This window comes from Nocardioides dokdonensis FR1436, from assembly GCF_001653335.1.
Taxonomy (GTDB): domain Bacteria; phylum Actinomycetota; class Actinomycetes; order Propionibacteriales; family Nocardioidaceae; genus Nocardioides; species Nocardioides dokdonensis.
In genome coordinates this window covers 4,187,191-4,208,942 of record NZ_CP015079.1, presented here as the reverse complement: position 1 = coordinate 4,208,942, position 21,752 = coordinate 4,187,191, and the positions used below count along the sequence as shown (strand labels likewise).

The following is a 21,752-nucleotide window of genomic DNA, read 5'->3' as shown; positions in this document are numbered from 1 at the left end:
CTCCACGGTGCCCGGTCTGGGTACCTCGTTCGGCCGTGGTGGGGCTACCACCAGCCTGCAGGACCTCCAGAACGCTGACTGCATCCTCATCGAGGGCTCGAACATGGCCGAGGCCCACCCGGTGGGCTTCCAGTGGGTCATGGAGGCCAAGCGCCGCGGGGCGACGATCATCCACGTCGACCCCCGGTTCACACGCACCTCGGCGGTCTCCGACCTGCACGTGCCGATCCGCGCCGGCAGCGACATCGCGTTCCTGGGCGGCCTGGTCAACCACGTGCTGAGCAACGACCTCGACTTCCGCGAGTACGTCGTGGCCTACACCAACGCCGCGAACCTCATCGACGAGGACTACCGGGGCCCCGACGACCTCGACGGGCTGTTCTCCGGCTTCGACCCCGAGACCGGCCTCTACGACCCGATCAGCTGGCGCTACGACCCTCCCGAGGACATGAACGCGGAGGAGCGCGAGCGGGACCGCGAGCAGCGGGAGGACAAGGACTCGGCCGCGACCGGCGAGGACGCCAAGCGATCCCACCAGGCGGCGCGCTCCGAGAGCCACGGCTCCGGCGGGGCGCCGGTGAGCTGGAAGGGCGCGCGCGACGAGACGCTGCAGCACCCACGCTGCGTCTTCCAGATCCTCAAGCGGCACTTCGCCCGCTACACCCCCGAGATGGTGCAGCAGGCCTGCGGCATCAGCCCCGAGCAGCTGCGCCAGGTCGCGGACGCGCTCACCGCCAACAGCGGCCGCGAGCGCACCACCGCGCTGGCCTACGCGGTCGGCTGGACCCACCACACCACCGGCGCGCAGACCATCCGCACCGCCTCGATCCTGCAGCTGCTGCTGGGCAACATCGGCCGCCCCGGCGGCGGCATCCTGGCGCTGCGCGGGCACGCCAGCATCCAGGGGTCCACCGACATCCCGACCCTGTTCAACATCCTGCCCGGCTACCTGCCGATGCCGCTGGCCGACCACCACCAGAGCGTCGACGAGTGGGTCCGGGCTGACGAGGGCAAGGCCGGTTTCTGGGGCGAGATCCGCTCCTACGCCGTCAGCCTGCTGAAGTCCTACTGGGGCGACGCCGCCACCGCCGAGAACGACTTCTGCTTCGACTACCTGCCGCGGCTCACCGGCGACCACTCGACGTACACGACCGTCAAGGCGCAGATCGAGGGCCGGTGCAAGGGCTACTTCCTGGTGGGGGAGAACCCGGCGGTGGGCTCGGCCAACGGCAAGATGCAGCGCCTGGGCATGGCCAACCTCGACTGGCTGGTGGTGCGCGACCTGCAGATGATCGAGTCGGCCACGTTCTGGAAGGACGGCCCCGAGATCGAGACCGGCGAGCTGGTCACCGAGGAGATCGGCACCGAGATCTTCTTCCTGCCCGCCGCCAACCACGTCGAGAAGTCCGGGTCCTTCACCCAGACCCAGCGGCTGCTGCAGTGGCGCGACCAGGCGGTGCCGCCGCCGGACGACTGCCAGAGCGAGCTGGAGTTCTACGTCGACCTCGGCAACCGGATCCGCGCCAAGCTGGCCGGCTCGACCGACGAGATGGACCGCCCGCTGCTCGACCTCGCCTGGGACTACCCGGTCGACGAGCACGGCGAGCCCGACCCCGAGGCGGTGCTGAGGGAGATCAACGGCACCGGACCCGACGGCGCCCCGCTGTCGTCGTACACCGAGCTCAAGGCAGACGGCTCGACCTCGTGCGGGTGTTGGATCTACTGCGGCGTGTACGCCGACGGGGTCAACCAGTCGCGCCGCCGCACCCCGCACTGGGAGCAGGACCAGGTGGCCGCCGAGTGGGGCTGGGCCTGGCCCGCCAACCGACGCATCCTCTACAACCGGGCCTCGGCCGCCCCGGACGGCACGCCGTGGAGCGAGCGCAAGCGCCTCGTGTGGTGGGACCCCGACGAGGGCCGCTGGACCGGCTCGGACGTGCCCGACTTCATCATCGACCGCGCCCCCGACCACGTGCCGGAGCCGGGCGCGAAGGGCCCGGACGCGATCGGTGGCCAGGACCCGTTCGTGATGCAGACCGACGGCAAGGGCTGGCTCTTCTCGCCGGTCGGGGTGGCCGACGGTCCGCTGCCTGCCCACTACGAGCCACCGGAGTCGCCGGTGCGCAACCCGGTCTACGCCCAGCAGAACAACCCCGGGCGCAAGCACCTCTCGACCCCGTCGAACCCGATGAACCCCAGCTTCTCCGAGGTGTTCCCCTACGTCTTCACCACCTACCGGCTCACCGAGCACCACACGGCCGGGGCGATGAGCCGGACGCTGCCCTACCTCACCGAGCTCCAGCCCGAGCCGTTCTGCGAGGTCTCGCCGCGCCTGGCCGCCGAGCGCGGCCTCGAGCACGGCGAGTGGGTGACCATCGTGACCGCCCGCAGCGCGATCGAGGCGCGGGTGCTGGTCACCGAACGGCTGCGCTCGCTGCGGCTGGGCCAGCAGTGGGTCGAGCAGGTGGGCCTGCCCTACCACTGGGGCCGCAACGGCATCACCACCGGCGACTCGCCCAACGACCTGGTCAACGTCACGATGGACCCCAACGTCTCCATCCAGGACAAGGTCGGCACCTGCGACATCCGGCCCGGCCGCCGCCCGCGCGGCGCGGCCCTCACGGCGTACGTCGAGGACTACCGGCGCCGCGCCGGCGTCGGCCCCGAGCACCTCGACGGGCACCCCACCGCACATCCCGACGACGGAGGCACCCAGGCGTGAGCAGGTTGAGCGAGTTCCTCTCCCCGGAGTCCCTCTGGGGCCGCCTCGACGACGTCAGCGGGGACGCCGGCCACGAGGACCACCCCCCGCGGATGGGCTTCTTCACCGACACCTCGGTGTGCATCGGCTGCAAGGCCTGCGAGGTGGCGTGCAAGGAGTGGAACGAGGTCCCCGACGACGGCTACCAGCTGACCGGGATGTCCTACGACAACACCCAGCAGCTCGGGGCCAGCACCTGGCGCCACGTGGCGTTCGTGGAGAAGACCCTGCCCTCGAGGGCGAAGCCGGCGCCGGAGGTGACCGACCTCGGCATGCCCGGCAGCGGCCCGCCGGGTCGCGAGGTCACGCTGCCGCACGGTGAGGACCAGGCGACGGAGTCCGGGGACAGCGGGCTGCGCTGGCTGATGTCCTCCGACGTGTGCAAGCACTGCACCCACGCTGCCTGCCTCGACGTGTGCCCGACCGGCTCCCTGTTCCGCACCGAGTTCGGCACCGTGGTGGTCCAGGAGGACATCTGCAACGGCTGCGGCTACTGCGTCCCGGCCTGCCCCTACGGCGTCATCGACCAGCGCAAGCCCGATGGCCGCGCCTTCAAGTGCACGCTCTGCTACGACCGGCTCAAGGAGGGCCAGACCCCCGCGTGCGCGCAGGCCTGCCCGACCGAGTCGATCCAGTACGGCGAGGTCGACGAGCTGCGGGTGCGGGCCGCTGCCCGGGTCGAGGAGCTGCACGCCAAGGGCGTCGACGTGGCCCGCCTCTACGGTGCCGACCCTGACGACGGGGTCGGCGGGGACGGGGCGTTCTTCCTGCTCCTGGACGAGCCGGAGGTCTACGGACTGCCGCCGGACCCGATCGTGACGACCCGTGACCTGGGCGCGATGTGGCGCCACGTGGGGGCCGCGGCCGTCGCGCTCGCCGGCGTCGGCGCCGCCTCCTTCCTGGGGAGGCCGTTCGCCGGGCGGTGGGGCCGGTGAGCCGTGGCGAGCAGTCGATGGTCCCGGAGCCGACCTTCGAGTCCTACTACGGCCGCCCGATCCTCAAGGAACCGACCTGGAAGACCCCTGACGTCCCGATCTACCTGTGGATCGGCGGGGTCGCGGGTGGCTCGGCGCTGCTCGCCGAGGGTGCCGCGCTGAGCGGTCTGCCCGGTCTCGAGCGCGTCACCCGGCTCACCGCTGCCGGGGGAGCGGTGGTCGGCACGGTCGCGCTGGTCCACGACCTGGGGCGTCCCGAGCGGTTCCTCAACATGCTGCGCGTCTTCAAGCCGACCTCGCCGCTCTCGGTCGGCTCCTACATCCTGGCTCCCTTCAGCAGCTTCGCCGGCGCCGCCGCGGCCTCCCACGTCACAGGGGTGGCGCCCCGGCTCGGGCGGCTGGCCGGCCTGGGCGCGGCCGTCTTCGGGCCGCCGCTGGCCACCTACACCGCCGCCCTGTTCGCCAACACCGCGATCCCGGTGTGGCACGAGGCGCACCGCGAGCTGCCGTTCGTGTTCGGCGGCTCCGCCGCTGCCGCGGCCGGTGGCACCGCGATGCTGCTCGCGCCCGTCGCGGAGACCGGGCCCGCGGTCCGGATGGCCGCGGTGGGCGCGGTCGCCGAGCTGGGTGTCAGCCACCGGATGGAGCAGCGGCTCGGCATGCTCGCCGAGCCCTACGGGAAGGGGCTGGCGGGTCGGCTCATGAGGCTGTCGCGGGCGCTCACCGTGGCCGGTCTCGGGCTCAGTGCGGTCTCCGCCGGTGCTAGCGGTCGCGGCCGTCCGTGGGCGCGTCGCTTGGCCGGCGCGTCGTACTCGGCCGGCTCGCTGGCGCTGCGCTTCGCGGTCTTCGAGGCCGGGCGGGAGTCGGCCCGCGACCCGAAGTACGTCGTCGTGCCGCAGCGCGAGCGGATCCGGGCGCGCGAGGAGGCGGCCCGGTCCGCCGCATCGGAGACGGGATCCGGCACCCTGTCAGGGTGACGACACACCCTGCACCCGGCGACCCGGGGACGCTGCGCCTGACCCAGTACGCCTCCGGTGGGGGCTGCGCCTGCAAGGTGCCGCCCGGCGAGCTCGAACGGGTCCTGTCCGGCCTGCCGCTGGCCGCCGGCGACGACCTGCTGGTCGGTCTCGAGCACGGCGACGACGGGGCCGTGGTGCGCCTCGACGGCGAGCGCGCGATCGTGCTGACCACGGACTTCTTCACCCCGGTGGTCGACGACGCCTTCGACTGGGGACGGATCGCGGCGGCCAACGCGCTCTCCGACGTCTACGCGATGGGCGGGGAGCCGCTGGTCGCGGTCAACCTGCTCGCCTGGCCGCGCGACCGGATCCCCTTCGAGGTCGCGGCCGAGGTGCTGCGCGGGGGAGCGGCGGTGTGTGCGGAGGCCGGGTGCCTCCTGGCCGGGGGCCACAGCATCGACGACCCCGAGCCCAAGTACGGCCTGGCGGTCACCGGGATCGCCGACCCGGCCCGGCTGCTGCGCAACGACGCGGCCGTCCCGGGCACCCCGCTGACCCTGACCAAGCCGCTGGGCCTCGGGGTGCTGAACAACCGGCACAAGACCACCGGGGAGGTCTTCGCCGAGGCGGTCGAGGTGATGACCACCCTCAACCGCGACGCCTCTCGCGCCGCACTGGCCGCCGGCGCCGTCTGCGCCACCGACGTGACCGGCTTCGGGCTGCTGGGCCACCTGCACAAGATGTGCCGGGCCAGCGGCGTCGGCGCCGTGATCGACGCGGCGGCCGTGCCCTACCTGGAGCCGACGCGGGCGTCGTACGCCGCCGGCTTCGTGCCCGGCGGCAGCCGGCGCAACCTCGACTGGGTCCGTCCGCACCTCGACGCCGGCGTCGGCGAGGACGAGCTGGTGCTGCTGGCCGACGCCCAGACCTCCGGCGGCCTGCTGGTCGCGGGGGAGCTGCCCGGACACCCCGTCGTCGGCGAGATCGTCGCCCACCCCGACCCCCGCGCCCCCCACATCCAGGTGCGCTGACGCGCGAGCGGTCACTTCTGCACCACCGAGCGGTCATTTCTGCACCACCGAGCAGTCACGCGGGAACAGCCCCTGGAGGGTCGTGACCGGTGGATGGTGCAGAAGTGACTCGTCGATGGTGCGAAAGTGACTGCTCGGCCCGCTGCTGGTCACGAATTGTCTACACCGGGTGTCGTTCGCCTGCGGCCCCCCTGAACGGGCGCTAACGTGTGCGCGCTGGGGGCCAGGACGAGGGACGGGGCAGACGTGACGGTGCGGCGAGCGCGGGTGCGGACCCGACGCGACCGGGACCTCCGTCTCGGCTACACCGGGGTCGCCGTCGGAGCGGCCGCCTTCGTCGCCGCCCTGGTCGTGACCACCACCGTCGTCGACGTGCTGCCCGACCTCGGCACCGGCGACGTCGTGTCGTCCGCGGAGCAGCGCGTGCTGCCCGGGGTCCGAGTGCGCCCCCAGCCTCGTACGACGCTCGCTCCTGCCGTCCCGCCCGCGCAGGGGCGCAGCGTCGGATCCGGCGCTGCGGCACCGAGCGCGCCCGCGGTCCCGGACGCCCCGGGCCCGGGCCCCTCAGCGCCCGGCGCCGCACCCGGTGCGGAGCCCGGCGCCGGCCCGGTCCAGCCGCCCGCTGCTCCCGGCCCCGGCAAGCCCAGCGAGCCGGAGCCGGACGGGCCCGTGTCGTCGGTGCTGACGCCGGTCGCGACGACGGTCGTCGGCACGCTCGACGCAGCGAGCGGCGGCGCCACCCAGCCCGTGGGCCAGGCGGCGCTGGGGCTCGTGGGAGCCGTCGGGGACCTGGTCGACGGGCCCCTGACCACTCAGCGCCGGTAGGCCTTCGCCACGACCCGGAACGGCTTGTCGTCGTGCTTGGCGATGCCGGAGCAGGAGTAGGGCCGGCCCTCGTTGCAGTCGAAGCTGGTCGAGGCGTTGACGAACGAGACCGTGACCGCGTCGATCTTGCGGGCCGAGAACGGCACCGAGACCTTCGCCTTGCCCTTGCGGTTGAAGCGGATCAGCTTCTGGCCCCACCGGCCCTGCTTGTTCTGCACGAGCACGGCCGCCATCGGCTTCGATGAGGCGCCCGGCCCCGCGAGCGAGAGCCGCACCCGCCAGGCGTTGCCCTTGATCTCGCTGGCCGGGGTGATGTCGATGTTCTGGGCCGACATGTGGTCCACCGACGCGGACTTCGAGGCCGAGGGGCTGGACTTGGACAGCGCGAGGGTGCCGATGTTGACGGCCTCGGGCCAGTGCTTGCCCTCGGAGTAGAACTGCTTCGGGTTGTTGTTGACCGCGGCGAACTGGGCGTAGTCGCGCGTGAAGCCCCGCTTGCTCTTGAGCACCCGGGTCAGGGCCTTGGTGGAGTAGGTGCGCCCGGCGCCGCGGTACTGCCCGGCCTGCTTCCACACCTTCGACACGATCGAGCTCCCGTACTTCTGGCTCAGGAACTCCCACCAGGCCCAGTTGCCGTAGTGGTAGCCGTAGGTGGTGTCGAAGATGTCCAGCGGCTTGTGCGGGCCGCGGACCTGGCCGACCTTCAGGTACTGCCGGTTGTCGTCGACGTCGTCGGCGAAGCGCTCCTCGATCCACGTGGCCGTGGACTCCATGAGCCACCGGTCCTCGCGGTAGTCGTAGTTGAACTGGATCGCGTGGAAGAACTCGTGGGCCGCCGTGACGCGCAGGGTGTCCAGCGGCTTGCGCCCGTACTCCGCCTTGGCGAAGTCGTCGTCGAGCACGCAGTAGCCGTTGGCCAGGCGCTTGTTGCCCTTCACGACGTACTCGGGGGCGCAGTAGCCGTACAGCCGCTGCGAGCTGAGCTCCTTGAGGTAGACGTCGAACTTGCCGTTGCCGCCGTTCTTCTTCTTCGGCAGGCTGCGGTCGCTGACCGGCGTGCGGTAGCCGAGCTTGCCGGTCTCGAACTTCCAGACCTTGTTCATCACCGACAGGGTCGTGCGGACCCACTTCTTGTTCCGCGGGGCGTCGGCGCCCTGGGTGACGTAGTGGACGCAGACGTTGCCGCCGCACAGCTTCTTGGACCTGCTGCTGTAGCCCTGGCCGATGGGGTCGCTGCTGCCGTCGGTGGGCCGGGCCAGGAGGGACTCGCCCTCGCGGCGCTGCTCGGCGTCGAGCTGGGGCAGGGCCACGGCCAGGTCCCGCAGCGCCAGGGTCGCGTCCCGGCGCTCACCCACGGGCGACCCGGGGGCGCGGGACTTCGGGTCCTGGCCCTCCAGGCCGAGCGCGGAGCGCGCCCGCGTCAGCACCCGGTCCGGGCCGGTGCTGGCGGCAGCGCCGCTCAGCGGGCGGGCCGAGGCCGCGGCCGCGGCCGATCCGGACCCGGTGGCGCCCGGCGCCAGTCCCGTGCTCATCGCGGTGGCCACCACCGTGACCAGCGTCGTGGCGAGCATGGTGAGCGAGGTGGTGCGACGGCGCATGAGGTTCCTTGCAGGCAGGAGGGTGTCGGGAGCAGCCTGCCCCCGGGGCAGAGGCACAAACGCCTCAGCCGGTGGCGGAGATCTTCTCGATGAGCGCGGTGGTCGAGATCGCGGGCGTACGCGGCAGGTAGACGACGTCGCAGATGTCGCGGAACTCGTCGAAGCGGCCTTCCCAGTCGTCGCCCATCACCAGCACGTGGGCGCCGTGCTCGAGGATGTACTCACGCTTGAGCTCGAGGCTCTCCTCGAGGAAGACCGCGTGCACGGGCTTGAGCGCGGCGACGATCGCCATCCGCTCGCCCTCGCTGAAGACGGGCTCGCGGCCCTTCTTGCGGATGTTCAGCTCGTCGGCGGAGACCCCCACCACGAGCCGGTCGCCGAGGGCCGCCGCGCGTTCGATGACGCGCAGGTGCCCGACGTGGAAGACGTCGAAGGTCCCGAAGGTGATGACCGTGCGGGCCTCGGAGGTGGGTGCCGACATGCGGGGAAGTCTCGCACCAGCCGGCCGTAGGTGAGAATCACCCCCTGATGAGCACCGACACGGCCACCGCCGCCTCCCCCCGCACCGACACCTCGCAGGACGCCGAGCGCCGCCGCGGGCTGCGCAGGATGCGCAGCGTCGCGCTGGGCCTCCTGCTCCTCGCCGCCGTGGTCTACGCGCTGACCCGCGAGGCCGACGGGTTCTGGGGATTCGTCAACGCCGGCGCCGAGGCCTCGATGGTGGGCGCGATCGCCGACTGGTTCGCGGTGACGGCGCTGTTCCGGCACCCGCTGGGGCTGCCGATCCCGCACACCGCGCTGATCCCGCGCCGCAAGGACGACCTGGGCCGGGGCCTGCAGGAGTTCGTCGGCGAGAACTTCCTCCAGGAGGCCGTGGTGCGCGAGCGGGTCGGGGCCGCGCAGGTGGCCGCCCGCGTGGCCGCCTGGCTGGCGGTCCCGGAGCACGCGCGCCGCGTGGTCGACGAGGCCGCCGAGGTCGTGGCCGCCGGGCTGGACAAGGTGCGCGACGAGCACGTGCGCAGCCTCGTCGAGGACGCGCTGTTCCCGCGGTTCCGTGAGGAGCCGATCTCGCCGCTGCTGGGCAACCTGCTCACCGAGGCGATGCGCGACGACCTGCACCACGGGCTCGTCGACCTGGTGCTCGACGAGCTGCACGGGTGGCTGGTGGACAACCCGGACACCGTCACGGACGTGCTGGGCGAGCGGGCGCCGTGGTGGGCGCCCCAGAGCGTCAACGAACGGATCGTGTCGCGCATCCACCTCGAGCTGGTGCGGTGGGTGGGCGACATCCGCGACGACCCGCGGCACCGGGCCCGGGCGGCGCTCGACTCGGTGCTGGCCCAGCTGGCCCGGGACCTCATCGAGGACCCGGGCACCCGCGAGCGGGCCGAGCGGCTCAAGGACCGGCTCCTGGACCGACCGCAGGTGCTCGAGACCGCGGTCGCGCTCTGGGACGCGCTGCGGCGCGCCCTGACCGGATCGCTCGCCGACCCCGAGGGCGCCGTACGCACCCGGCTGCTGCTCGAGGTGGACCGCTTCGCCCAGCGGCTGGTCGACGAGCCGGAGCTCCGCGCCCGGCTCGACGGGGCCGCGGCCGAGGCGGCCGTCTTCGTCGTCGAGCGCTACGGCGACGAGGTCACCACCGTCATCACCCACACGATCGAGCGCTGGGACGGCGCGGAGGCCGCGGACCGCATCGAGCTGCACGTCGGCCGCGACCTGCAGTTCATCCGGATCAACGGCACCATCGTCGGCGGCCTCGTCGGCGTGCTCATCCACACCCTCGACGTCCTCCTGCCCTGACCCGTCGTCGGTGAGCGCCGCGCCCGCCGTACGCCGCTTGGGTTGCGGGGTCTCGACGACGCTCGAGCCTCGCCCTCGCTGCTCGACCAGCGGTGAGCGCGGTGGGTCGGGGAGCGTCGGCGGGTGGTTGACTGGGGGAGTGCCCGACCCTGCTGCAGAGCCCATGGACGTCCCGATCCGCGACGCCTCGATCCGCCTCGGCCAGTTCCTGAAGCTGGCCAACCTGATCGAGTCCGGCTCGCAGGCCAAGGAGGTCGTGGCCTCCGGCGAGGTGCACGTCAACGACGAGGTCGAGACGCGGCGGGGGCGTCAGCTGGTGCTGGGCGACGTCGTCCGTCTGGGCCCGCTCGCGGCCCGGGTCGCCGACGAGGCGACCCACGACGACGGGCTGCCCTGGTAGGCACCCGGCGCCGCTGGCTCAGGTGCGGACCAGTGCGTCGGGGCTCAGGTCGCGGTGGTCGGCGTACCCGGCGTTGGCCAGGGTGAGGTCGAGCTCGGCGAGCAGGCAGCGCAGCACGTGCTCGACGCCCGGCTGGCCGCCGAGCGCGAGGCCGTAGAGGTAGGGGCGGCCCAGCAGGACCGCCTCGGCGCCGAGCGCCAGCGCCTTGAGGACGTCGGGCCCGGAGCGCACCCCGGAGTCGAAGAGCACGCACAGGTCGTCACCGACGGCCTCGGCGATGGCGGGCAGCACGTCCAGCGATGCGACCGCACCGTCGACCTGGCGCCCCCCGTGGTTGGACACCACGATGCCCTCGACGCCGTGGTCACGGGCGAGGCGCGCGTCGTCGACGTGCTGGATGCCCTTGAGGACGATCGGGCCGGGCCACCGCTCGCGCAGCCACGGCAGCTGGTCCCAGGTCAGTCCCGGGTTGGGGAAGACCCCGGCGAAGGCGATGCCGGCGGCGACCGGGTCCTCCGCGGCCGGCTTCTCCAGCCGGGCGTTGAAGACGGGGTCGCTGGTGTACGTCGCGATGCCCTGGTTGGCCAGGAACGGCAGGTAGCCGCGGTCCAGGTCCTTCGGTCGCCAGCCGAGCAGCGTGGTGTCGAGGGTGACGACCAGGTGCGTGTAGCCCGCTGCCCGGGCGCGGGCCAGGAAGCTCTCGCAGAGCTCGGGGTCGGAGGGCCAGTAGAGCTGGTACCAGCGGGCGCCGTCGCCGGAGGCCTCAGCGACCTGCTCGATCGAGTGGTCGGCCTGCGTGGACTGCACGAAGGGCAGCCCCATCGCGGTCGCCGCACGGGCGCTGGCCAGCTCCCCGTCGGGGTGGGCCAGGGTCTGCACCCCCACCGGGCCGAGGATCACCGGTGCCGCCATCGGGGTGCCGAGCACCTCGGTGGCCAGCTCCCGGGTGGCGTGGTCGCGCAGCATCCGCGGCACGATCCGCCAGCGCTCGAAGGCCGCCACGTTGGCGCGCGCCGTCGAACCCCCGCCCGCGCTCGGCACGATGTAGCCGAGCGGGGCGGGGTCCAGCACCTGGGCCGCGGCGGCCTCCAGCGACGCCAGGTCGGTGGTGATCGACGGCGTGGTGCCGCCGATCATCCCGTCGACGTAGATCGAGATCTGGTGGTCGCCGAAGTGGCCCATGGTCACCTCCTGCGGCTCAGGAGACGCCGAGCAGGTCGACCACGAAGATCAGGGTCTCGCCGGGCTTGATGACGCCGCCGGCACCCCGGTCGCCGTAGCCCAGGTGCGGCGGGATGACGAGCTGGCGGCGGCCGCCGACCTTCATGCCCTGCACGCCCTGGTCCCATCCGGAGATGACCTGGCCGATGCCGAGGCGGAACTGGAGCGGGGTGCCGCGGTTGTACGACGCGTCGAACTCCTCGCCGGAGGAGAGGGCCACGCCCACGTAGTGCACCGACACCGTCTGGCCGGAGGCGGCCTCGGCGCCGTCACCCACCGTCACGTCGGTGACGACCAGGTCGGCGGGCGGGTCGAAGTCGGGGAAGTCGATCTCAGGCTTGTCCATGGCCACGACCTTAATGCCCTGCCGGTAGGGTCTGCCGCGGCCGGTGGGGTACCGGTCCAGCGAGGGAGGGCACGTGCCGCACGAAGCGTCATCCGCCGACGGCCAGCCCGGTGCCGGTCGTCCCCGGCGCACGCCGAAGAAGGCCAAGCGCTCGATGCCCCTGTGGCAGGAGTCGCTGCTGCTGATGGGCCTGGCCGTGGTGCTCGCGCTGGTGGTCAAGACGTTCCTGGTGCAGGCGTTCTACATCCCGTCGGGCTCCATGGAGCCCGGCCTGGAGATCAACGACCGGATCCTGGTGCAGAAGGTCTCCTACTGGGGCGACGGCGGCCCCGAGCGGGGCGACGTCGTCGTGTTCGAGGACCCGGGCAGCTGGCTGAGCCCCCGCGAGTCCGCCGGGCCGACCGGCCCGGTCGCGTCCACGCTGAGCAAGATCGGGCTCTACCCGACCGGCGGTCACCTGGTGAAGCGCGTCATCGGCGTCGCGGGCGACACCATCACCTGCTGCGACGAGCAGGGACGCCTGCTGGTCAACGGCGAGCCGCTGGACTCCAGCAGCTTCATCCGCAACGACCGCGACTGCGACGGCCCGATGATCGCCTCCTGCGACTGGTCGGCCGGTCCCGTCCCGGAGGGCTCGGTCTTCGTGATGGGCGACCACCGCGACGACTCCGCCGACTCGAGCTTCCACCTGCGCTGCGACACCACGGGACGGGGCAAGAACGCGCCCGACGCCGCCGAGGAGACCTGCGACGGCACCGAGGCCTGGGTCGGCACCGACCTGGTGGTCGGCAAGGTCTTCGCCCGGGTCTGGCCGGCCAGCCGGTTCTCGCTGCTCGACACCCCCGGCGCCTTCGACACCCTGGACTGACCGGGGGGACTGACCGGGGGGACTGGCCGGGGGGACCGACCGGGGGTCGCGTCAGCCGAGCACGGCCAGGACGGCGCCGGCCGCCCCGAGTGCGGCGCCGGCGAGGCGGGCCCGGTCGGCGCGCAGCAATCGGCGTACGAGCGCGGGGGTGGGGCCCTCGCGGCCGATCCGGCCGTGCGTCGGGGCGGCGGCCACCGCGGTCGCACCGACCGCCACCGCTGCACCCAGCAGCGCGACCCAGCCGGCCCCGCCCGGCCCGGTGAGCGCGAGCCAGGCGCCGCTGGCCACCAGCGCGGGGTAGAGCACCGCGACCAGCGGCGCGATCGCGCGGCTGTGCCGGCGGTGGGCCTCGGACCACTGCGCTGCGCACGACTGCGCCCCAGGGGCGGCGAGCCGGGCCAGGGCCGGGTAGACCAGCACGGTGACCGTCGCCTGGAAGCCCAGGTGGGCCAGCGCCACGAGCGCGTGCACCGCCAGCGCGGTCGGCACCTCCACCACCGCTCAGCCCACCCGCTCCCGCACCAGGCGGAGCACGGAGCCAGCCGCCCGGTGCCCGCTGACCAGCGCGCCCTGCAGCGACGCAGTGTCGCGGTGGTCGCCGCAGACGACCAGCGCGGGGCCGAGCACCTGCTCCTGCCGGTGCCGCAGCGGAGCGGGCTGCGCGGGCAGGGCGTCGGGGACCTCGTGCCGGGCCACGGTGTCCCAGCCGGTCGACGAGGTGCCCAGCAGCTCGGCCGCATGCCGACGCATCGCTGCCTCGTCGGGGACGCGGCGCCCGGGGGACAGCAGGGCGGAGGCCTGCACGAGGTGCCGGCCCTCGGGTGCGTACGACGGCGCGGCGGCCGAGACGACGGCGGTGTTGACCAGCGGCCCGGTCGGGCGGGTGCGGGCGTCGACGTGCAGCACCCCGCCCCGGGGGTCGAGACCCCCGGTGCCGAGCGCCCACCAGTGCGTCACCACCCCGCGGGTCGGCGGTGCGGGCAGGGCGGGTGAGTCGACCAGCGCCGCCGCGGCGGGCCCCGAGGTGGCCACGACCACGACCCGGGCGTGCACCGGTCCGGCGTCGGTGCCCACGGTGGCGCCGTCGGCGCCCAGCGTGAGCGACGACGCCTCGCGGCGCAGGTGCAGCCGGGCACCCAGGCCCCGGGCGAGCTGGTCGGGCAGGGCCTGCATCCCGCCGCGGGGCAGGGCGGGGGTGCCGTCGAGGAAGGCGCGGGTCAGCAGCAGCGCGAAGTGGTCGGAGGTCTCGCCGGTGTCGTCGAGGACCACCCCGGAGAGGAACGCGTCGAGGACGCGGCGCAGGTCGCCCCGCACCCGGTGCTGGTCCAGGGCGTCGCGCAGCTCCCGGTCGGCGCGGAGCCGTCCGGCCCGGGCGACCAGTCCGCGGTGGTCCCGGGTGAGCAGCGGCCGACCCCAGCGCGCCGCGGCCGGCGCCCGGCCCAGCAGCGGCACGGCGCCACGCAGCGTGGCGCCGAGCAGGGCGGGCTCGCGGCGCGGGTCGGCCAGCCGGACCGGGCCGCGGTCGAGCCGGGCCGCCACCCCCGCCGGCAGCGGCTGCAGGCCCAGGGCCGCGGTGTCGACCCAGCGGCGCACGGCGGGGTAGGCGGGGTTGAGCAGCTGGAAGCCGCGGTCGACGGTGTAGCCGTCCACGTGCGCGGAGCGGACCCGGCCGCCCACGCCGTCGGCGCCCTCGAGGACCAGGACGTCGAGACCGGCGCCGACGAGCTCACGCGCACACTGCAGACCAGCGAGCCCGGCGCCGACGACGACGACGTCGACCTCGGTCGACCCCGCGCCCGGGTCCGGGCTCACGAGTGGGCGCGGGGGGCGCGGTCGACGTAGGCCACGACCCGGTTGAAGAGGGTCGTGACCGAGCGCAGGTCGGCCATCCCCGGACCGGGCTCGTCAGCGAGCCGGTAGAGCGCGGAGGGCGCCTCGGCGATCCCCGCGTCGGCGGCGACCTGGGCGCAGACCCGGGCCGCGTCGCGCACGGCGCGCGGCTCGACCGTCCAGGCCGACTCGAAGACGCGGTCGCGGTTGGGCACGTCCTCCTGGCCCGGCAGCTCCCAGGCGGTGAGCGCGATCGGCAGGTCGACGCTGTCGACGACCACGGCCCACTCGCGGCGCATCGGGGCGTCCGGCGCCAGCGGCACCCGCACGGGGCGGCGGATGCTGCCGTCGGTGGGCGGTGCCACGTCGGTCTCCTCGAAGTCGGCGAAGACGAAGGTCGCGGCGGCCACGCGGGCCAGCTCGTTCCAGCGCTTCTCAGCCCGCTCGAAGTTCACCTCCCGCTGGAAGAGCCCGAAGAGGTGCGCGTGGTCGGCCCGGGCGGCGAACTCGTCCTCGATCGCCCAGGAGAGCGCCAGCAGCGTCGACTTGGTGAGCCGGTGCGCGGCCAGGTGCGGGTGGCGTCGCCGGAGCTCGGCCCACACCGACGGCGTCCGCGGCTCGGCCTCGGCCTGCTGGGCCTTGACCGCGCGCTCGATGGCCGCGTCGAGCCGGGTGCCGGCGTCGCGGCTCTCGAGAACGCGTCGTACGGCGTCGACGTCGCGGTCCAGGTAGCGACGGTGCCCGCTCTCGAGACGCTGCGGCACCGGGAAGCCGTGGCGCTGCTCCCACATGCGCAGCGTGGCCGGGGAGACACCGGTCTGGTCGGCGAGGTCGCCGATGGAGAGGCGGGCGTCGGGGTCGGAGCTGGTCGGCACGGTCATGGTCGCAGCATAACCTCAACAGGCTGTTGAGGAAACTGTGGATGTCAAAGACGCTGATCGCGACCGCGAGCCGAAGCTGTTGCCCGCCGCGGTGACGGCGACGCTGGTGGTCCGCTCGTGGCTCGTGCCCAGGGCCGTGCAGCACACGAAGGAGCCGACCCACATCAGCGTGGGGACCCGACTCCTGGGTTCGGCATGCGGCCGTGCTGCCAGCAGCCGGTGCCCGTCCCGCGGGCGGTCGGGGCTCAGGCCTGGCGCACGTAGGAGTCGAGCTGGTCGCGCTCGAACGTCAACTGGCTGATCTTGTGCTTGACCACGTCGCCGATGCTGACGATGCCGACCAGGACGCCGTCGTCGAGCACGGGGATGTGGCGGATCCGGCGCTCGGTCATCAGCTGCATCAAGTCGTCCAGCAGGGCGTCCGGCGTGGTCGACTCGACCGTCGAGGTCATGATCGCGCCGACGGTGTTGTTCACGACCGTGCCGTCCGAGGCCAGGCGACGCACGACGTCGCGCTCGCTGACGATGCCGTCGATCGTGGTGCCGTCGGTGCTGACGACGACGGCCCCGATGTTGTGCTCGGCCAGCAGGGCGACGAGCTCACGCACGCCCGCCTCCGGGCTGATCGTCACGACGGCGACGGGGCCACCTGCGCTGCCGGACTTGGCGCTCATCATGTCCGCGATCTTCACGTGCACCTCCGTGGCCTGGGGGTCGACGACATCGACGTCCCACTACCTCGACCGTACAAGTGTCGTGACTCACATGCACGCCATCTGCCCAGGTGGCGGACGGTAAAAGCTCAGTCGGGGCCGCGTCGCCCGCGCAGCTGCGAGACCGAGCCGGGACCGGTGCGCGGCCAGTCGGGGTCGTGCTGGTCGTCGTGGTCGTCGGGCAGCGAGCCGAGGAAGGTCAGGGCCGCCTCGTGCAGGTGCCCGTTGCTGGCCAGCGCGTTGCCGCCGAAGGGTCCGTCGCTGCCGTCGAGGCTGGTGAAGCGCCCGCCGGCCTCGCGCACGATCACGTCGAGGGCGGCCATGTCGTAGACCTCGAGCTCCGGCTCCGCGGCCAGGTCGACCGCACCCTCGGCGACGAGCATGTAGGACCAGAAGTCGCCGTAGGCCCGGGTGCGCCAGCACCGGCGCATCAGGGTCAGCATGTCGTCGAGGCGGCCGCGCTCGTCCCAGCCCGAGAGCGAGGAGTAGGACAGCGAGGCGTCCTCGAGGCGGCGTACGTCGGACACGTGCATCTGGGTGGCCTTGAGCAGCGACCGGCCGGTCCAGGCGCCGTGTCCGGCCGAGGCCCACCAACGGCGCTGCAGCTGGGGTGCGGAGACGACCCCGAGCACGACCTCGTCCTCGACGACCAGGGAGATCAGCGTCGCCCACACCGGCACGCCGCGCACGAAGTTCTTGGTGCCGTCGATCGGGTCGATGATCCAGCGACGCTGGCTGTTGCCGGTGGTGCCCTGCTCCTCGCCCGTGATCGCGTCGCGCGAGCGGACCCGCGACAGGGTGCGGCGGATCGCCTCCTCGACGGCCTGGTCGGCGTCGGTGACCGGGGTGAGGTCGGGCTTGCTCATCACGTGCAGGTCCAGCGCCTTGAAGCGCGCGGTGCTCAGCGAGTCGGCGTCGTCGGCCAGCAGGTGGGCCAGGCGCAGGTCGTCGGTGTAGTCGTGCGCGGGCTTCGGGTCGGGGGACACGAGCACAGGCTAGTGGTCGGAGGCGGTGCGGGCGGCCAGCAACCGCCGGAAGGACGTCACGCGGTCGGGGTCGGCCTCGCCGGCGGCGACCGCCTCGTCGAGACCGCACTCGGGCTCGTCCTCGCCGTGCGTGCACCCGCGCGGGCAGCCCTCGGTCATCTCGTCGAGGTCGGGGAAGGCCGCGATCAGGTGCTGGGGCTCGACGTGGGCCAGCCCGAAGGAGCGGATGCCCGGCGTGTCGACGATCCACCCGGCATCGCCCTCGTGGCCCTCGAGGGCCGGAAGCCGGAGCATGTACGCCGACGTGGAGGTGTGCCGCCCGCGGCCGGTGACCGCGTTGACGTGGCCCACCTCGCGGTGGGCGTCGGGCACCAGGGCGTTGACCAGGGTCGACTTGCCCACGCCGCTGTGCCCCACCAGGACGCTGACGTGCCCGGCGAGGCGCTCGCGCAGCGCGTCGAGGTCACCGCCGCGCTGCGTCACCACCCAGGGCACCCCGAGCGAGCGGTAGGTCGACAGCAGCACCTCGGGGTCGGCGAGGTCCGACTTCGTCATGCACAGCAGCGGCGCCATCCGGGCGTCGTACGCCGCCACCAGGGCGCGGTCGAGCAGGCGCGGGCGGGGCTCGGGGTCGGCCAGCGCGGTGACGAGGACGAGCTGGGTGACGTTGGCGACGATGATCCGCTCGACGGGGTCGTCGTCGTCGGCGGTGCGGCGCAGCACCGTGGCGCGCTCGTGCACCTCCACGATGCGGGCCAGGGAGCCGTCGTCGCCGGAGGTGTCGCCCACGACGCGCACCCGGTCGCCGACCACGACGGCCTTGCGACCCAGGGGACGGGACTTCATCGCGGTGACGATGTGGTCACCGACGATGAGCGTGAAGCGGCCCCGGTCGACGGTGACGACGAGCCCGTCGAGCGCGTCGTCGTGGCTGGGCCGCTCCTTGGTGCGGGGGCGGGTGCGCCGACGGGGTCGTTCGTAGTGCTCGTGGTCGTGGGTCGTGTAGCGACCGCGCACCGGGCTCACCGCGCCACCTCAGCCCTGCTCGTCCAGGGGCGGCCCCGGAGTCCGGCCCAGGAGTCCGGCCCAGAAGCCGGCGAAGTCGGGGAAGGTCTTCGCGGTGGTGGCGACGTCCTCGACCAGGACGCCGTCGACCCCGGCGCCGACGATGACGCCGGCGTGGGCCATCCGGTGGTCGGCGTAGGTGTGGAACACCCCGCCGTGCAGGGGAGCGGGGGTCAGGCTCAGTCCGTCGGGGTGCTCGACGACGTGGGCGCCGAGGCCGCCGAGCTCGGTCGCCAGGGCGGCGAGCCGGTCGGTCTCGTGGTGACGGATGTGGGCGATCCCGCGCAGGTGGCTGGGCCCCTCGGCCAGGGCGCACAGCGCCGTCACGGCGGGGGCCAGCTCGCCGACGTCGTGCAGGTCGTAGTCGATGCCCTGGAGGCGCTCGGGGCCGGTGACCCGCAGGCCTGACCCGGACCCGGCGTCGAGGACGTCGACGTGGGCGACCTCGCAGCCCATCAGCGTGAGGATCTCGCGCAGCGCGTCGCCGGCCTGGGTGGTCTCCCGCGGCCAGTCGCGCACGGTCACCGTGCCGCCGCTGAGGGCGGCCAGCGCCAGGAACGGGGCGGCGTTGGACAGGTCCGGCTCGATCAGGTGGTCGACCGCCCGCACCGGTCCGGGCGCGACCGCCCAGCGGTTCGGCGACGAGTCGTCGACCTCGACGCCGTGGGTGCGCAGCATGGCGATGGTCATGTCGATGTGGGGCTGGGAGGGCACCGGCTTGCCGTCGTGGCGCACGTCGACCCCGCGCTCGTAGCGGGCGCCGGCCAGCAGGAGGGCGGAGACGAACTGCGAGGAGGCCGAGGCGTCGAGGACCACGGTCCCGCCCGGCACGGAGCCGGTGCCGCGCACGGTGAAGGGCAGCGCCCCCCGCCCGGCGTCGTCGACGTCGACCCCGAGGCCGCGCAGGGCCCTCAGGACCTCGCCGACCGGGCGGTTGCGCATGTGCGCGTCGCCGTCAAAGGCGATGTCGCCGTGCGCCAGGGCGGCCATCGGCGGGACGAACCGCATCACGGTGCCGGCCAGGCCGCAGTCGACGTGCGCCGGGCCGCGCAGGTCGCCGGGCACGACCCTCCAGTCGTCGCCGCTGGTGTCCACCTCGGCGCCCATGGCGCTCAGCGACTGCGCCATCAGGGTGGTGTCCCGCGAGCGCAGGGCCCGGCGCACGACGCTCGGGCCGTCGGCGATCGCCGCGAGCACCAGGGCGCGGTTGGTCAGCGACTTGCTGCCCGGCAGCGAGACGACCGCCGAGACCGGCGACGTCGCACGTGGAGCGGGCCAGTGGTCGGCGCGGGGGTCGGCAGCAGGGTCGGGCACGTCCCGCAGACTACCGACCCCGTCGGGTCAGCCGATCGGGGACTTGGCCCGGACGAGACGGGCCTCCTGCTTCGCCGACGCGGCCAGGTGCTTGGCCTCGCGCCGCGCGTCCTTGCCGGCGTGCTTGGTGCGCCAGGCGACGCCAGGGCGGCCCTCGGTGTCACCGCTGGCCACGAGCAGCCCGCCGATCATCGACAGGTTCTTGAAGAACAGCATCGTCTGGGCCTGCTTGGCGGCCGGGTCGGACTCGGCCCAGAACGCGTGCCCGGCGATCGTGGTGGGCACCAGCGAGGCGGTCAGCACGGTCGAGGACAGGCGCGGCGCCCGGCCGGTGGCCAGGGCCAGGGCCGCGACGATCTGGACGCCGGCGTTGATGCGCACCAGCGTGGCCGGGTCGTCGGGGATGAAGCCGGCCTGCGGCACGACCCGCTTGGCGGCCGGCACCACCTTGTCGGTGACCTTCGCGGCCTTGGGGGCCAGCGCCTCGGTGTTGCGCAGGGCGGTCTGGGCGCCGTAGATGATTCCGGCGGCGATCAGGGGACGGGCGATCATGCGGCTCAAGGACATGGGCCCTTGTCTACACGACCCCACCGGCGCTGAGGTCGCCTCACCGGGTGAGGACCACGACTAGGGTGGTCCGCATGTGCGGCAGGTACGCGTCGAGCCGACGGCCCGAGGACCTGGTCGAGGAGTTCGAGATCGACCAGCCGCGGATCGAGGCGCCCTTGGCCCCCGACTACAACGTCGCGCCGACCAAGGAGGTCTACGCGGTCGTCGAGCGCCCCCCGCGGGGGGAGGAGCAGCCGGCCGCCGAGCGCCAGCTGCGGGTCCTGAGGTGGGGGCTGGTGCCCTCGTGGGCGAAGGATCCCTCGATCGGCAACCGGATGATCAACGCGCGCAGCGAGACCGTGGCCGAGAAGCCGGCCTACCGCAAGGCCTTCGCGAAGCGGCGCTGCCTGCTGCCCGCCGACGGCTACTACGAGTGGTACCCGACCTCGCAGCTCACCGCGGCCGGCAAGCCGCGCAAGCAGCCCTTCTTCATCCGCCCCGCCGACGGCGGGGTGCTGGCGATGGCCGGGTTGTACGAGATCTGGCGCGACCCGACGCGGGCCGAGGACGACGCGGCCCGGTTCCTGTGGACCTGCACGGTCATCACCACCGAGGCCGAGGACGCCCTCGGGCGCATCCACGACCGGATGCCGATGATGGTCGAGCGGGAGCGCTGGGACGACTGGCTCGACCCGACCCGGTCCCCGAGCGCCGGCGACCTCGCCGACCTGCTCAGCCCCGCGGCGCCGGGGCGCCTGGAGGCCCACCCGGTCGCCGCGCCGGTCAGCAACGTCCGCAACAACGGCCCCGAGCTCGTGGCGCCGCTGCCGATCGACGACCTGCCCGCGGGCGTCGCCGACGAGCTGGCTGCCGAGCTGGCCCAGCAGGCGTCCGGGGACCGGGCGTGAGCGCCGACGAGGGCACCGTCGTCGACACCCCGCACGGCCCGGGCCGGCTCGTGATCAGCCGGGCCGAGGCCGAGGGCGTCCGGCTGCTGCTCAGCCACGGCGCCGGCGCCGGCATCGACACCCGTGACCTCGAGGCGCTCGCCGACGCGCTGCCGCGCCAGGGCGTCACCGTGGCCCGGTTCGAGCAGCCGTGGCGCCGGGCGGGTCGCAAGGTCGCCTCGCCCCCACCGACCCTCGACGACGGACTGCGCGCCGCCGTCGCCGCCCTGGGCCCGGGTGCGCCGCTCGTGGTCGGTGGCCGCTCCGCCGGGGCCCGCTCGGCCGCCCGGTGCGCCTCGGAGGTCGGCGCGGTCGGCTGCCTCGCACTGGCCTTCCCGCTGCACCCGCCCGGCAAGCCGGAGAGGTCGCGGCTCCACGAGCTCCTCGGGTGCGGCGTACCCACCCTGGTGCTGCAGGGCGAGCGCGACACGATGGGTCGCCCCGAGGAGTTCCCCGACCGGCTGCCCGACGGCATCGTCCTCGCCGTCGTCCCCGGTGGCGACCACGGGTTCGCGACCCTGCGGCGTGCCGAGGTCTCGCAGGAGGTGGCGCTGGCCGTGCTGGTCGAGTCCACGCTCGAGTGGCTGGTGCGCGACGTGGTCGGCAGCGACGTCCCCTGACCCGTCCCGGGCCGGTCGGCGGGAACAACCGGAGGCCCTCGCCGGTTCCTCCTTCGTGATGGCCCTGCTCGAACCGACCGCGACGCGGCTAGGCTGGGAC

Annotated in this window: 22 protein-coding genes; 10 read left to right on the top strand and 12 right to left on the bottom strand. The window is 73.6% G+C overall.

Annotated elements, in window-relative coordinates; translation table 11 throughout:
• Positions 1 to 7: 7 nt before the first annotated feature.
• From fdh to I601_RS19735, 5 genes are all read left to right on the top strand, one after another.
• Complete coding sequence (gene fdh, locus I601_RS19755; RefSeq protein WP_068113604.1) at positions 8 to 2,722, top strand: formate dehydrogenase; 2,715 nt, start codon at positions 8 to 10, stop codon at positions 2,720 to 2,722.
• A complete protein-coding gene (locus I601_RS19750; RefSeq protein ID WP_237089488.1) occupies positions 2,719 to 3,696 on the top strand; it encodes a 4Fe-4S dicluster domain-containing protein in 978 nt (325 codons plus the stop codon). The genes fdh and I601_RS19750 overlap by 4 nt, the downstream gene beginning before the upstream one ends.
• Positions 3,693 to 4,673: an NrfD/PsrC family molybdoenzyme membrane anchor subunit gene (gene nrfD, locus I601_RS19745; RefSeq protein ID WP_218917707.1), complete on the top strand. Its 981-nt coding sequence runs from the start codon at positions 3,693 to 3,695 to the stop codon at positions 4,671 to 4,673. The genes I601_RS19750 and nrfD overlap by 4 nt, the downstream gene beginning before the upstream one ends.
• The gene (gene selD, locus I601_RS19740) at positions 4,670 to 5,686 is read left to right on the top strand and encodes a selenide, water dikinase SelD (protein ID WP_068113598.1); all 1,017 of its coding nucleotides are present in this window, start codon (positions 4,670 to 4,672) and stop codon (positions 5,684 to 5,686) included. Before nrfD ends, selD begins: the two co-directional genes overlap by 4 nt.
• Positions 5,687 to 5,932: 246 nt before the next feature.
• A complete protein-coding gene (locus I601_RS19735; protein ID WP_068113595.1) occupies positions 5,933 to 6,511 on the top strand; it encodes a hypothetical protein in 579 nt (192 codons plus the stop codon).
• Here I601_RS19735 and I601_RS19730 read toward each other — a convergent pair.
• Positions 6,499 to 8,109, bottom strand: a complete 1,611-nt coding sequence (locus I601_RS19730; RefSeq protein WP_068113592.1) for an MXAN_6640 family putative metalloprotease — start codon at positions 8,107 to 8,109, stop codon at positions 6,499 to 6,501. The two genes, I601_RS19735 and I601_RS19730, sit on opposite strands and share 13 nt — an antisense overlap.
• Before the next feature lie 64 nt (positions 8,110 to 8,173).
• Positions 8,174 to 8,590, bottom strand: a complete 417-nt coding sequence (locus I601_RS19725) for an FAD synthase family protein (protein WP_068113589.1) — start codon at positions 8,588 to 8,590, stop codon at positions 8,174 to 8,176.
• Between the two features lie 47 nt (positions 8,591 to 8,637).
• Here I601_RS19725 and I601_RS19720 point away from each other — a divergent pair, with 47 nt between their 5' ends.
• Positions 8,638 to 9,912, top strand: coding sequence for a DUF445 domain-containing protein (locus I601_RS19720; protein ID WP_068113586.1), 1,275 nt, complete (start codon positions 8,638 to 8,640; stop codon positions 9,910 to 9,912).
• Positions 9,913 to 10,075: 163 nt separating this feature from the next.
• Positions 10,076 to 10,312 carry an RNA-binding S4 domain-containing protein gene (locus tag I601_RS19715; protein ID WP_068113582.1) on the top strand — a complete coding sequence of 79 codons (237 nt, stop codon included), beginning with the start codon at positions 10,076 to 10,078 and terminating at the stop codon, positions 10,310 to 10,312.
• A gap of 18 nt (positions 10,313 to 10,330) precedes the next feature.
• On the opposite strand, the gene I601_RS19710 is transcribed toward I601_RS19715, so the two are convergent.
• Positions 10,331 to 11,494 carry a lactate 2-monooxygenase gene (locus tag I601_RS19710; protein ID WP_068113580.1) on the bottom strand — a complete coding sequence of 388 codons (1,164 nt, stop codon included), beginning with the start codon at positions 11,492 to 11,494 and terminating at the stop codon, positions 10,331 to 10,333.
• Positions 11,495 to 11,510: 16 nt separating this feature from the next.
• Entirely contained in the window at positions 11,511 to 11,879 is a 369-nt protein-coding gene (locus I601_RS19705) for an FKBP-type peptidyl-prolyl cis-trans isomerase (protein WP_179948549.1), read from the bottom strand.
• 73 nt (positions 11,880 to 11,952) lie between these two features.
• On the opposite strand from I601_RS19705, the gene lepB reads away from it, so the two are divergent.
• A complete protein-coding gene (gene lepB / locus I601_RS19700) occupies positions 11,953 to 12,747 on the top strand; it encodes a signal peptidase I (RefSeq protein WP_237089487.1) in 795 nt (264 codons plus the stop codon).
• Between the two features lie 51 nt (positions 12,748 to 12,798).
• Here the strand turns inward: lepB and I601_RS19695 are convergent, their stop codons facing one another.
• The 8 genes from I601_RS19695 to I601_RS19660 form a co-directional block, all read right to left on the bottom strand.
• Positions 12,799 to 13,242, bottom strand: a complete 444-nt coding sequence (locus I601_RS19695) for a hypothetical protein (RefSeq protein ID WP_218917706.1) — start codon at positions 13,240 to 13,242, stop codon at positions 12,799 to 12,801.
• 6 nt (positions 13,243 to 13,248) lie between these two features.
• Entirely contained in the window at positions 13,249 to 14,559 is a 1,311-nt protein-coding gene (locus I601_RS19690) for an NAD(P)/FAD-dependent oxidoreductase (RefSeq protein ID WP_068113574.1), read from the bottom strand.
• Positions 14,556 to 15,458: a DICT sensory domain-containing protein gene (locus I601_RS19685; RefSeq protein WP_068113572.1), complete on the bottom strand. Its 903-nt coding sequence runs from the start codon at positions 15,456 to 15,458 to the stop codon at positions 14,556 to 14,558. The genes I601_RS19690 and I601_RS19685 overlap by 4 nt, the downstream gene beginning before the upstream one ends.
• A 245-nt stretch (positions 15,459 to 15,703) precedes the next feature.
• Positions 15,704 to 16,150: a CBS domain-containing protein gene (locus I601_RS19680; RefSeq protein ID WP_237089486.1), complete on the bottom strand. Its 447-nt coding sequence runs from the start codon at positions 16,148 to 16,150 to the stop codon at positions 15,704 to 15,706.
• Between the two features lie 110 nt (positions 16,151 to 16,260).
• Positions 16,261 to 17,157 (bottom strand): inositol monophosphatase family protein, encoded by an 897-nt coding sequence (locus I601_RS19675; RefSeq protein WP_068115370.1) that lies wholly within the window; start codon positions 17,155 to 17,157, stop codon positions 16,261 to 16,263.
• A 9-nt stretch (positions 17,158 to 17,166) separates the two neighbouring features.
• Positions 17,167 to 18,183 (bottom strand): ribosome small subunit-dependent GTPase A, encoded by a 1,017-nt coding sequence (gene rsgA / locus I601_RS19670; RefSeq protein WP_068113568.1) that lies wholly within the window; start codon positions 18,181 to 18,183, stop codon positions 17,167 to 17,169.
• Between the two features lie 9 nt (positions 18,184 to 18,192).
• Complete coding sequence (aroA, locus tag I601_RS19665; RefSeq protein ID WP_068113565.1) at positions 18,193 to 19,536, bottom strand: 3-phosphoshikimate 1-carboxyvinyltransferase; 1,344 nt, start codon at positions 19,534 to 19,536, stop codon at positions 18,193 to 18,195.
• A 27-nt stretch (positions 19,537 to 19,563) separates the two neighbouring features.
• The gene (locus tag I601_RS19660) at positions 19,564 to 20,103 is read right to left on the bottom strand and encodes a DoxX family protein (RefSeq protein ID WP_068113562.1); all 540 of its coding nucleotides are present in this window, start codon (positions 20,101 to 20,103) and stop codon (positions 19,564 to 19,566) included.
• A 74-nt stretch (positions 20,104 to 20,177) separates the two neighbouring features.
• On the opposite strand from I601_RS19660, the gene I601_RS19655 reads away from it, so the two are divergent.
• A complete protein-coding gene (locus tag I601_RS19655) occupies positions 20,178 to 20,993 on the top strand; it encodes an SOS response-associated peptidase (protein ID WP_068115368.1) in 816 nt (271 codons plus the stop codon).
• Positions 20,990 to 21,652: an alpha/beta hydrolase family protein gene (locus tag I601_RS19650; RefSeq protein ID WP_068113558.1), complete on the top strand. Its 663-nt coding sequence runs from the start codon at positions 20,990 to 20,992 to the stop codon at positions 21,650 to 21,652. The genes I601_RS19655 and I601_RS19650 overlap by 4 nt, the downstream gene beginning before the upstream one ends.
• The last annotated feature ends 100 nt before the right edge of the window (positions 21,653 to 21,752 follow it).

What these genes read in the sequence shown, in the direction of transcription:
- I601_RS19730 (WP_068113592.1), bottom strand. Translation starts at nt 8,109, where the DNA reads ATGCGCCGTCGCACCACCTCGCTCACCATGCTCGCCACGACGCTGGTC.
- I601_RS19725 (WP_068113589.1), bottom strand. Translation starts at nt 8,590, where the DNA reads ATGTCGGCACCCACCTCCGAGGCCCGCACGGTCATCACCTTCGGGACC.
- I601_RS19720 (WP_068113586.1), top strand. Translation starts at nt 8,638, where the DNA reads ATGAGCACCGACACGGCCACCGCCGCCTCCCCCCGCACCGACACCTCG.
- I601_RS19715 (WP_068113582.1), top strand. Translation starts at nt 10,076, where the DNA reads ATGGACGTCCCGATCCGCGACGCCTCGATCCGCCTCGGCCAGTTCCTG.
- I601_RS19710 (WP_068113580.1), bottom strand. Translation starts at nt 11,494, where the DNA reads ATGGGCCACTTCGGCGACCACCAGATCTCGATCTACGTCGACGGGATG.
- I601_RS19705 (WP_179948549.1), bottom strand. Translation starts at nt 11,879, where the DNA reads ATGGACAAGCCTGAGATCGACTTCCCCGACTTCGACCCGCCCGCCGAC.
- I601_RS19685 (WP_068113572.1), bottom strand. Translation starts at nt 15,458, where the DNA reads ATGACCGTGCCGACCAGCTCCGACCCCGACGCCCGCCTCTCCATCGGC.
- I601_RS19660 (WP_068113562.1), bottom strand. Translation starts at nt 20,103, where the DNA reads ATGTCCTTGAGCCGCATGATCGCCCGTCCCCTGATCGCCGCCGGAATC.
- I601_RS19655 (WP_068115368.1), top strand. Translation starts at nt 20,178, where the DNA reads ATGTGCGGCAGGTACGCGTCGAGCCGACGGCCCGAGGACCTGGTCGAG.